Source organism: Serratia sp. CY44782 (assembly GCF_052168715.1).
Taxonomy (GTDB): Bacteria; Pseudomonadota; Gammaproteobacteria; order Enterobacterales; family Enterobacteriaceae; genus Serratia; species Serratia nevei.
This window is the reverse complement of sequence record NZ_JBJNME010000007.1, coordinates 347,971-358,643: the sequence shown is the minus strand read 5'-3', so window position 1 is coordinate 358,643 and position 10,673 is coordinate 347,971. Positions and strand designations below refer to the sequence as shown.

Here is a 10,673-nt window from a genome sequence, read left to right as displayed (position 1 = left end):
TGATGATTAACAGGCTGTTTTCAACAAAAAAACATTTGCAAAACACAGGTAGTTTGTAGGCTAATAAATAATTTGCGCAAACGCGGACTTCAACCATGACCACGGGCATTGTCATTACCGCCGCCGGACGCGGGGAGCGCTTTATTCAGGCCGGCGGCCAGGGCAACAAATTGAACGCCGGATTTACCGACGCGGCGGGCGAGGGGCGATCGCTGTTCGAACACACCCTGCGCCAGGCATTGGCTTCCGGCCTGCCGGTACAGGTGGTAACCCGGCCAGATAATCTGCCGGTGCTGGCAGCCTGCGCCGCCAATCAGGTGCCGGTCACCCTACTCGCCAGTTCGGGCCTCGGCGACTCGATCGCCGCGGGCGTTGCCGCCACGCCGCACTGGCAGGGCTGGCTGATCCACCTGGCCGATATGCCGTTCGTCGGCGCCGAGGTTTTCCGGCAGGTGGCGGATGCCTTACGGCAGCACGCGATAGTTCGCCCCTGCTATGCGCAACAGCCCGGCCACCCGGTCGGCTTTTCCGCCCTATTGCGCAAACCCCTTTGCCAACTGCGCGGCGATAATGGCGCGCGTGAACTGCTGCAAGGCGCGGCAGTGCACCTGCTGCCGCTTGAGCACCCCGGCGTCGTGCAGGATATTGATCTTCCATCGCAACTCCCGGCCAGCGAGTAAATTCACCTATGCAACATCTTGATGTCACCGTGGTCAGCCAGGCGATAAGCTGGCTGCAGCAACAGCCGGTCTGGTTATGCACCGTGCTCAGTACCTACGGCTCTTCGCCGCGGTCGCCGGGCGCGCTGATGGCGGCGACCCGCGACGGCCGCTACAGCGGTTCGCTGTCGGGCGGCTGCGTGGAGGAGGATTTTTTGCGCCGCGTGGCCGCCGGGGAGTATCAGGCGGCCAGCCAGGTGATCCGTTACGGCGAAGGCGGCATGACGCCCAACGTGGCGCTGCCCTGCGGCGGCGTGCTGGACGTGCTGATCGAATACCTGCCGGCGGGTGAAGACAGCATCGCTTACCTGCAACGCATCGCCGGCGCGCTGGAAGGGCATCACGCGTTGATCAAACGCCTGACGCTGCCCAACGCCTGCCACAGCCTCGAGCAAAGCCACTTCACCAGCGCCACGCAGGTCGAACGCCGGCTCGAGCAGATCACCCTGCACATCGCGGCCGCGCCGCGCCTGCTGATCGCCGGGCTGTCCAGCGTGGCGCTGTACTGCGCCGATTTCGCCGTGGCACTGGGGTTTGAGGTGCTGGTGTGCGAGAACCGCCCGGAGGTGCTGGATAACTTTGCCGCCGAGCTGAAACCGGGCGTGACGTTGCTGCGCCAGTTTCCGGCCAAATTTATTGAAGAAGGGGGATGCCACGCCAATACCGCCGTCGTGGCGTTGACCCACGATCCGCGCATGGACGACCTGACGCTGATGGAAGCGATCCACACCCCGGCGTTTTACATCGGGGCCATGGGATCGCTCAGAAACAGCGCGCGGCGGCGCCAGCGTTTGCAGCAGATTGCCGAATTCACGCCGCAGGAGCTGGAACGCATCCATGCGCCGATCGGCCTGCCGCTGGGCAGCAAAACCCCGGCGGAGATCGCCCTGGCGGTGATGGCGGCGATCGTGCAGCAAAAAAACCGGCTGCCGGCCGCCGACGGGATCAATGCAGCGGCACCACCGGCACCAGATGCTGCAGCTCCAGATGCAGTTCCTCTTTCCCGCTCAGCGAATAGCTGAACACCGTAATGTCCGGCCCGTCACCGCGGGCCAGCCCCATTTCGGGCAATACCTGCGTGTAGATCTGAATGATGTGGTCGTTAAGCGCCACCGGCTTGCCGGAATAGCGAAAACGGCAAAACTCGCCGTGGATTTCCGGCAGCGGCTCCAGCACCACGCCTTCGCGCAGCGGGTATTCCGTCGTCACGCCCAGGGTATAATCGACCCTGACCCGCTCGCCGTCCGGCACCAGCTGGGTAAACGAATAGGTTTGCGTCGGGCGCTCGCCCAACAAGGTGTAGAACTGCCCCCGCAGCGCGCTGCGCTGCGGCAGGTGCGACTTGTCCAGCTTCTCGATATCCAGGTGATAAGCGTACCGCTTGCCGTGAAAGGCGTATTGCCCCCGGGCGATGCTGACGCGTTCAACCTGAATATCGCCGGGCTGGCTGGCCGCCAGCGAACGCACCAGATTGCTGAAGTCCTGCTTGCGGGCATGGCGATACACGCTGGGCGATTCGGCGAAATGTTTCTTGAAACAGCGCGAGAACGTCTGCTGGTTATCGAATTGGTATTCGACCGAGATATCGAGAATGCTCTTCTGCGTGAAACGCAAGGCGAAGGCGGCGAGGTAGAGGCGGCGAGCGCGGATGTACGAGGCTAACGACAATCCGGTCTGCTTCTTGAACATGCGCTGCAGGTACCATTTCGTATAGCCTGACTTGGCGGAAACGATATCCAACGACAGCGGATTGGTCAGGTTATCTTCAATCCAGACCAGCAATTCCTTGATATGACTTTCCTGCGTTCCCATGTGCTTGCCGAACCTTCTGTTGCCGATATTCCATTAGTCGAGTTTTAGTGCTATCCGCGTAGGGTATACAGGTTAAAACTCGACGTCCAGCAGGCTACAGGACTTTACACACTCCCCTTCACCGCCCGTAGACGGTGAAGGGGGCCGCGATTATTTCAGGCAACTGGAGCACTGACCAGCCTGGATCTTCTGGAAGAAGTCATTGCCTTTGTCATCCACCAGGATAAACGCCGGGAAATCCTCCACTTCGATTTTCCAGATCGCTTCCATGCCCAGCTCAGGATACTCCACGCACTCCAGACTCTTGATGCTCTGCTGCGCCAGCACCGCCGCCGGGCCGCCGATGCTGCCGAGATAGAAACCGCCGTGCTTATGGCAGGCATCCGTCACCTGCTGGCTACGGTTGCCTTTCGCCAGCATAATCATGCTGCCGCCGTGGGATTGCAGCAGATCGACGTAAGAGTCCATACGCCCGGCGGTGGTCGGCCCCAGCGAACCGGACGCGTAGCCCTCCGGCGTTTTGGCCGGGCCGGCGTAGTAGATCGGGTGATCCTTGACGTACTGCGGCAGGCCTTCACCGCGATCCAGGCGCTCTTTCAGCTTGGCGTGCGCGATATCGCGGCCGACGATGATGGTGCCGCTCAGCGACAGGCGGGTGGAAACCGGGTACTGCGACAGCTGCTTGAGGATCTCGGCCATCGGGCGGTTGAGATCGACCTTGATCGCCTCGCCTTCCCCGGCCTGGCGCAACTCCTGAGGAATGAATTTACCCGGATTGTGCTCCAGTTTTTCCAGCCAGATGCCGTCGCGGTTGATCTTGCCTTTGATGTTGCGGTCCGCCGAGCAGGAGACGCCCATGCCGACCGGGCAGGACGCGCCGTGGCGCGGCAGGCGCACCACGCGAATATCGTGCGCGAAGTATTTGCCGCCGAACTGCGCGCCCAGACCCAGGTTCTGCGCTTCTTGCAGCAGTTCCGCTTCGAGTTCCAGATCGCGGAACGCCTGGCCATGCTCGTTGCCTTCGGTCGGCAGGCCATCGTAATACTTGGTCGAGGCCAGCTTGACGGTTTTCAGCGTCGCTTCCGCCGAGGTGCCGCCGATGACGAACGCCACGTGGTACGGCGGGCAAGCCGCGGTGCCTAACGTGCGCATCTTGTCGACCAGGTAGTTTTTCAGTTTGCCCGGCGACAGCAGCGCCTTGGTTTCCTGATACAGATAGGTTTTGTTGGCGGAACCGCCGCCCTTGGCGATGCACAGGAACTTGTACTCTTCGCCGTCCACGCTGTAGAGATCGATCTGCGCCGGCAGGTTGCTGCCGGTGTTGACCTCTTTATACATATCCAGCGCGGCGTTCTGCGAATAGCGCAGGTTCTCTTCGATGTAGGTGTTGTACACCCCGCGCGACAACGCCGCTTCATCGCCGCCGCCGGTCCAGACGCGCTGGCCCTTTTTGCCGACGATGATCGCCGTGCCGGTGTCCTGGCAGGTCGGTAAAATACCCTTGGCGGCGATTTCTGAGTTACGCAGAAATTGCAGCGCAACGTACTTGTCGTTTTCGCTGGCGTCCGGATCGTCGAGGATATCGGCCACCTGCTGTTGGTGCGCCGGGCGCAGCATGAACGAGGCGTCGTGGAACGCATGCTGGGCAAGCAGGGTTAACGCTTCAGGGGCAACTTTCAGAATTTCCTGGCCTTCAAATTCGCTCACGGAAACGTGGTCGCGGCTCAGCAGGTAGTATTCGGTATCGTCTTTCTTCAGCGGGAACGGATCTTGATAGTGGAACGGTTTATTCGACATTGATCTCTCACTTGCAACATCAGCTGCGTTAAATTCACACTTGCGGCGCACGGCTCGGCGCCTTGTCAAAAAACTGCCTCCACCTTACGTATTTTTAATCAGTCAGTTATTGCGCCAAATCGCAAAATAACCGCTCTTTGCGTAAGGGATTACCACAGGCGGCGTTTCAACCTTGCTCGGTGAGAACTGCGGGTACAGGCTCATCATGCACGCTTTATTATCCCGCAGTTAACACATTGATTACAATCCATCGGCGGCGATCGCCTTATCAATGTGGCGAAAAACCGGCGCACAGCGCCAGCGCCAAGAAAGCGTCGGATGCGGATTTAGGCCGGGGCATATTGTCAGCCGCCGCGCCATTGCTTAAGCTAGGCCGCAATGAACAAACCAAGAATCCCCATCGCGCTGCAACAAGCGGTGATGCGCTGCCTGCGAGAAAAGCTGCAGTTGGCACGCCAGCATTTTGCCGTCGAGTTCCCCGAACCCAGCATCGTCTATCAGCAACGCGGCACCAGCGCGGGCACCGCCTGGCTGCAAAGCTGGGAAATTCGTCTGAACCCGGTGCTGCTGCTGGAAAACCAACAGCCGTTTATCGATGAAGTGGTGCCGCACGAGCTGGCGCACCTACTGGTGTTCCGCCAATTCGGCCGGGTGGCGCCGCACGGCCGCGAATGGCGCTGGATGATGGAAAGCGTGCTGCTGACCCCCGCCAGCCGCACTCACCGTTTCGAAACCGCCTCGGTGCAAAGCAAAACCTTCCCCTACCGCTGCGGCTGCGGGCAGCACCAGCTCACCATCCGCCGCCATAACCGCGTGCTGCGCGGCGAAAGCGAATACCGCTGCCGCCGGTGCGGCGAAAAACTGAAATTTCTCGCTACCGAGAACCTTTAGTTAAACGATTTATACGTTAAAACAAGCAAATATCGCCATTTGCCACTACCGGCAAGTTCAGCTACCCTGCCTGCTTTTCCAATTTTGAGCTGTTTTGGAATATGCTTCGCAGAATTTTGTTTATGGCGGTTTTCGCCGCAGGCGCCGTACAGGCGCACGGCATCAATAATTTTTCTCAGGCCAAGGCGGCGGCGGCCAAGATTAACCAGGATGCGCCGGGCAGTTTTTACTGCGGCTGCCGCATCGACTGGCAAGGCAAGAAGGGCATCCCGGATCTCGCCGGCTGCGGCTATCAGGTGCGTAAAAACGCCCAACGCGCGCAGCGCATCGAATGGGAACACGTGGTGCCGGCCTGGCAGTTCGGCCACCAGCTGCAGTGCTGGCAGGACGGCGGGCGCAAGAACTGCAACAAAGACGCCACCTATCGCCAGATAGAAACCGATCTGCACAACCTGCAGCCGGCGATCGGCGAAGTGAACGGCGACCGCAATAACTTCATGTACAGCCAATGGAACGGCGGTGAAGGCCAATACGGGCAATGCCCGATGAAGGTGGACTTCAAGAATAAACAGGCGGAGCCGCCCGCCCGCGCCCGCGGCGCCATCGCCCGCACCTACTTCTACATGCGCGATCGCTACCAGCTGCGGCTGTCACGCCAGCAAACCCAGCTGTTCGAGGTGTGGAACCGGCAATATCCGGTGAGCCAATGGGAATGTCAGCGTGAAGCACGTATCGCCAAGGTTCAGGGCAACCACAACCCCTATATTCAACAGGCTTGTCAGCAGCGGAAAAGCTAACCTACTATAGCCTTTATCTTTCATGGCGCCGCCAACCCGCGGCGCCGTTTCGTCAGGATCAGACTCCCCATGCGCATACCCCGCATTTACCATCCGCAGCCGTTGACCGATCGGGCGGAGATAGCCCTCAGCGAGGACGCCGCCAACCACGTCGGGCGCGTGCTGCGCATGAGCGCCGGCCAGGCGCTGCAGCTGTTCGACGGCAGCAACCAGGTGTTCGACGCCGAGATAGTTCGGGTGGACAAAAAGAGCGTGCTGGTGCGCCTCGGCGATGGCCGCTTGGATGACATCGAATCGCCGCTCAACCTGCATCTGGGCCAGGTGATCTCGCGCGGCGAGAAGATGGAGTTCACCATTCAGAAGTCCATCGAGCTGGGCGTCAACGTCATTACCCCGCTGTTTTCCGAGCGCTGCGGCGTCAAACTGGACGGCGAGCGTCTGGCGAAGAAAATTCAGCAATGGCAAAAGATCGCCATCGCCGCCTGCGAACAGTGCGGCCGTAATCGCATTCCCGAAATCCGCGAGGCGATGTCGCTGGAAGCCTGGTGCGCCGAGCAGGACGGCAGCCTGAAGCTCAACCTGCATCCGCGCGCCAGCCACAGCATCAACACGCTGCCGCAGCCGGTAGACCGCGTCCGCCTGCTGATCGGCCCGGAAGGCGGTTTGTCCGCCGACGAAATCGCCATGACCACCAACCACGGATTTACTGATATTCTGCTGGGGCCACGCGTGCTGCGTACCGAAACCACAGCGCTCACCGCCATTACCGCTCTGCAGGTCCGCTTCGGCGACCTGGGTTAAAGGAGAAAAGATGATTAAGCTCGGCATCGTGATGGATCCTATCGATTCCATCAACATCAAGAAAGACACCAGCTTCGCCATGCTGCTCGAAGCGCAGCGCCGCGGTTACGAACTGCACTACATGGAGATGAACGATCTCTATCTGCACGCCGGTGACGGGCGCGCCCGCACCCGCCTGCTGAGCGTGAAGGAAGACAAGGAGAACTGGTTCAGCTTCGGCAGCGAGCAGGATCTGGCGCTGCACGATCTGGACGTGATCCTGATGCGCAAGGATCCGCCGTTTGATACCGAATACATCTACGCGACCTACATTCTGGAGCGCGCCGAGGTCAAAGGCACGCTGGTGGTCAACAAGCCGCAAAGCCTGCGCGACTGCAACGAGAAGCTGTTCACCGCCTGGTTCCCGGAGCTGACGCCGGACACGCTGGTCAGCCGCAGCGCCGCGCACATCCGCAAATTCCACCAGCAGCACGGCGACGTCATCCTGAAACCGCTGGACGGCATGGGCGGCGCGTCTATCTTCCGCGTGAAGCAGGACGATCCTAACCTGTCGGTGATCATCGAAACCCTGACCGAACACGGCAGCCGTTTCTGCATGGCGCAGAACTTCCTGCCGGCGATCAAGGACGGTGACAAACGCATCCTGGTCGTCGACGGCGAACCGGTGCCTTACTGCCTGGCGCGCATTCCGGCGCAAGGCGAGACCCGTGGCAACCTGGCGGCCGGCGGCCGCGGCGAAGCGCGCCCGCTGAGCGAGAGCGACTGGAAAATCGCTCGCGCCGTCGCCCCGACGCTGAAAGAGAAAGGGCTGATCTTCGTCGGCCTGGACGTGATCGGCGATCGCCTGACCGAGATCAACGTGACCAGCCCAACCTGCGCGCGCGAAATTGAGGCGGCATTCCCGATCTCGATTACCGGCATGCTGATGGACGCGATTGAAAAGCGCCTGGCGGCGAAGTAATGCGTCATGCGGGCGGCCTGCCGCCCGCTATCCTGCATCGCGCCCGCCAAAGCACGCCTTTGCACGCGGCTTGAAAGGCGGCGGGTATAGCCGCATACTGGCGGCTGTTTATTTTCTCACCCATTGATTACCTTATACTAACGCCATGAATTTACAGCACCATTTTCTGATCGCCATGCCCAACCTGCAGGATCCTCGCTTCAAGCGCTCGGTGATTTACGTCTGCGAGCACAACGAAGAAGGCGCCATGGGTTTGGTGATCAATAAACCGGTGGAGCAGTTCACGGTAGCCACGGTACTGAGCAAGCTGAAGATCATGCCGCCTGCGCGCGATCCGGCCATCAGCCTGGACAAGCCGGTATTCGCCGGCGGCCCACTGGCGGACGATCGCGGGTTTATCCTGCATACGCCGCGCCACGGCTTCGGCGCCAGCATTCAAATTTCCCCCAACACCATGATCACCACCTCGAAAGACGTGCTGGAAACGCTCGGCACCCCGGAACAACCGGACGACGTGCTGGTGGCGCTGGGTTATGCAGGTTGGGAAAAGGGCCAGCTGGAGCAGGAGGTGTTGGAGAACGCCTGGCTGACCATCGAGGCCAACACCGACATTCTGTTTCGCACGCCGATCGCCAGCCGTTGGCGCGAGGCGGGGAACCTTCTGGGTATCGACATTCGCAGCATCGCCAACCACGCAGGACACGCCTGATGAGCAACCGCACCATTATCGCCTTCGATTTCGGCACCAAAAGCATCGGCGCGGCCGTCGGCCAAGAGTTAACCGGCAGCGCCCGCGCCCTGCCGGCCTTCAAAGCGCAGGACGGCTCGCCGGACTGGCTGAAAATCGAAAAACTGCTGAAGGAGTGGCAGCCGGATCTGGTGGTGGTCGGCCTGCCGCTGAACATGGACGGCACCGAACAACCGGTGACCGCCCAGGCGCGCAAGTTCGCCAACCGGCTGCACGGCCGCTTCGGCATCCAGATCGATCTGCATGACGAGCGCCTGAGCACCGTGGAGGCGCGCGCCAATCTGTTCGATCGCGGCGGCTTCCGCGCGCTCGACAAAGGCAGCGTGGATTCCGCCTCTGCGGTGGTGATCCTCGAAAGCTGGTTCGAACGGCAGCTGGGTTAACCCTCCGTTCCCTCCCCCGCACTATCCCCCAATACGCCGGCGTCTATCCGCTGCTGCAAACCTTGCTCAAAGGTTTGCATGCCGGACTGCGCGCCGGTTTGCAACACGCTCGCCAACTGGTGGGTTTTCCCTTCGCGGATCAGGTTGCTGACCGCCGCCGTCGCCGTCAGCACCTCAAAGATCGCCACTCGCCCGCCGCCGGGCCGCCGCATCAGCTTTTGCGCGATCACCGCCTGCAGGCTGCCGGCCAGCTGGGCACGCACATAGGGTTTCTCTTCCGCCGGAAACACGTCCACCAGCCGTTCCACCGCCTGCGGCGCGCTGCGGGTGTGCAGCGTCGCCAACACCAGATGGCCGGTCTCCGCTGCGGTGAGCGCCAGCCGAATGGTGGCGACATCGCGCAGCTCGCCCAGCAGGATCACATCCGGATCTTCGCGCAGCGCGGCGCGCAACGCCGCATCGAAGCTGTGACTGTCGCGGCCGATCTCCCGCTGCTGAATCAGCGACCGCCGGCTGCGGTGCAGGAATTCGATCGGATCTTCCAGCGTTAAAATGTGCCGCGGCTGGTGCCGGTTGATCTCGTCGATCATCGCCGCCAGCGTGGTGGACTTGCCGCTGCCGGTGGCGCCGGTGACCAGGAGAAGTCCGTCGTCGCGCCACAGCAGTGCCGGGACGATGGCCGGCGCCGCCAGTTCAGCAAGCGAAGGCGCCTGCCCGGCAATGCGCCGCAATGCGAGAGACATCCCCGCGCGTTGCTGAAAAACGTTAGCCCGCAACCGCTCCCCGCCCGGCCTGTGCAGCGCCAGATCGATCTGCCCCAGCCGCCGCAGACTCTCGCGCTGCTGCGCATTCAGCAATCCGTCGCACAGGGCCTGCACGCCTTGCGCCGTCAGCGTTGGCACCGCCGCCAGCGGCTGCAGTTCACCGTCGATGCGCAACATCGGCGGATGACCGGCACAAAGGTGCAGATCGGAAGCATTATGCTTTACACTAAGGGCCACGAATTCATCGATATCCATATCACTCTCCCGGGTCAATAATGAGCACTATCCAACAGAACCTGCAGGATGTCAGAAACCGCATCGCGGCCGCCGCGCAAAACTGCGCGCGGGCGCCAGAAGAAGTTGCCCTGCTTGCAGTCAGCAAAACCAAGCCTGTGGCAGCGATCGAAGAAGCCATCGCCGCAGGCCAGCGCGCCTTCGGCGAGAACTACGTGCAGGAAGGGGTAGACAAGATCCGGCATTTCGCCGAGTCGCCGCAGGGCAGCGAGTTGGTGTGGCACTTTATCGGCCCGCTGCAATCCAATAAGAGTCGGCTGGTGGCGGAACACTTCGCCTGGTGCCATACCGTGGATCGGCTGCGCATCGCCCAGCGCCTGAGCGATCAGCGCCCGGCCGGTATGCCGCCGCTCAACGTGCTGATTCAAATCAACATCAGCGATGAGCAGAGTAAATCCGGCATCGCGCTGGCCGAGCTGCCGACGTTGGCCGAAGCGATCGCCGCGCTGCCGAACCTGACGCTGCGCGGCCTGATGGCCATCCCGGCGCCGGAAGCGGATTATCAGCGGCAGCTGGCGGTATTCAGCCGGATGAACGATGCCTTTCTCGCCCTGCGTCAGCGTTATCCGCAGGCCGATACGCTGTCGATGGGCATGACGGACGACATGGCTGCGGCGATCGCCGCTGGCAGCACCCTGGTGCGCATCGGCACCGCAATTTTTGGCGCCCGCGACTACTCGCAGGCCTGACAAACAGACGAGGGATT

General features: G+C 61.4%; 12 protein-coding genes. 9 read left to right on the top strand and 3 right to left on the bottom strand.

Annotation, left to right across the window (positions count from 1 at the left end):
• Positions 1-95: 95 nt before the first annotated feature.
• Both ACJ8HT_RS15915 and ACJ8HT_RS15910 read left to right on the top strand, forming a co-directional pair.
• A complete protein-coding gene (locus ACJ8HT_RS15915) occupies positions 96-680 on the top strand; it encodes a nucleotidyltransferase family protein (RefSeq protein ID WP_193158389.1) in 585 nt (194 codons plus the stop codon).
• Positions 681-688: 8 nt separating this feature from the next.
• A complete protein-coding gene (locus tag ACJ8HT_RS15910; protein WP_089186456.1) occupies positions 689-1,741 on the top strand; it encodes an XdhC family protein in 1,053 nt (350 codons plus the stop codon).
• Here ACJ8HT_RS15910 and ACJ8HT_RS15905 read toward each other — a convergent pair.
• On the bottom strand, positions 1,665-2,531 hold the full coding sequence (locus tag ACJ8HT_RS15905) for a helix-turn-helix domain-containing protein (protein ID WP_048234664.1): 867 nt from the start codon (positions 2,529-2,531) through the stop codon (positions 1,665-1,667). The two genes, ACJ8HT_RS15910 and ACJ8HT_RS15905, sit on opposite strands and share 77 nt — an antisense overlap.
• 150 nt (positions 2,532-2,681) lie before the next feature.
• A complete protein-coding gene (gene fumA / locus ACJ8HT_RS15900) occupies positions 2,682-4,328 on the bottom strand; it encodes a class I fumarate hydratase FumA (RefSeq protein ID WP_033635936.1) in 1,647 nt (548 codons plus the stop codon).
• 378 nt (positions 4,329-4,706) lie between these two features.
• Between fumA and ACJ8HT_RS15895 the strand changes: the two genes are divergently transcribed.
• From ACJ8HT_RS15895 to ruvX, 6 genes are all read left to right on the top strand, one after another.
• On the top strand, positions 4,707-5,219 hold the full coding sequence (locus ACJ8HT_RS15895; protein WP_194572798.1) for a SprT family zinc-dependent metalloprotease: 513 nt from the start codon (positions 4,707-4,709) through the stop codon (positions 5,217-5,219).
• A 101-nt stretch (positions 5,220-5,320) separates the two neighbouring features.
• Positions 5,321-6,016: a deoxyribonuclease I gene (gene endA / locus ACJ8HT_RS15890; RefSeq protein ID WP_038879275.1), complete on the top strand. Its 696-nt coding sequence runs from the start codon at positions 5,321-5,323 to the stop codon at positions 6,014-6,016.
• Positions 6,017-6,085: 69 nt separating this feature from the next.
• On the top strand, positions 6,086-6,817 hold the full coding sequence (gene rsmE, locus ACJ8HT_RS15885) for a 16S rRNA (uracil(1498)-N(3))-methyltransferase (RefSeq protein ID WP_070913720.1): 732 nt from the start codon (positions 6,086-6,088) through the stop codon (positions 6,815-6,817).
• Between the two features lie 10 nt (positions 6,818-6,827).
• On the top strand, positions 6,828-7,778 hold the full coding sequence (gene gshB / locus ACJ8HT_RS15880; RefSeq protein ID WP_047729854.1) for a glutathione synthase: 951 nt from the start codon (positions 6,828-6,830) through the stop codon (positions 7,776-7,778).
• Positions 7,779-7,923: 145 nt separating this feature from the next.
• The gene (locus tag ACJ8HT_RS15875) at positions 7,924-8,487 is read left to right on the top strand and encodes a YqgE/AlgH family protein (protein WP_194572797.1); all 564 of its coding nucleotides are present in this window, start codon (positions 7,924-7,926) and stop codon (positions 8,485-8,487) included.
• Positions 8,487-8,909: a Holliday junction resolvase RuvX gene (gene ruvX, locus ACJ8HT_RS15870; RefSeq protein ID WP_015379046.1), complete on the top strand. Its 423-nt coding sequence runs from the start codon at positions 8,487-8,489 to the stop codon at positions 8,907-8,909. Before ACJ8HT_RS15875 ends, ruvX begins: the two co-directional genes overlap by 1 nt.
• Here ruvX and ACJ8HT_RS15865 read toward each other — a convergent pair.
• Positions 8,906-9,928: a type IV pilus twitching motility protein PilT gene (locus ACJ8HT_RS15865; protein WP_197652997.1), complete on the bottom strand. Its 1,023-nt coding sequence runs from the start codon at positions 9,926-9,928 to the stop codon at positions 8,906-8,908. The genes ruvX and ACJ8HT_RS15865 overlap by 4 nt on opposite strands.
• 20 nt (positions 9,929-9,948) lie before the next feature.
• On the opposite strand from ACJ8HT_RS15865, the gene ACJ8HT_RS15860 reads away from it, so the two are divergent.
• A complete protein-coding gene (locus ACJ8HT_RS15860) occupies positions 9,949-10,656 on the top strand; it encodes a YggS family pyridoxal phosphate-dependent enzyme (RefSeq protein WP_142110511.1) in 708 nt (235 codons plus the stop codon).
• The last annotated feature ends 17 nt before the right edge of the window (positions 10,657-10,673 follow it).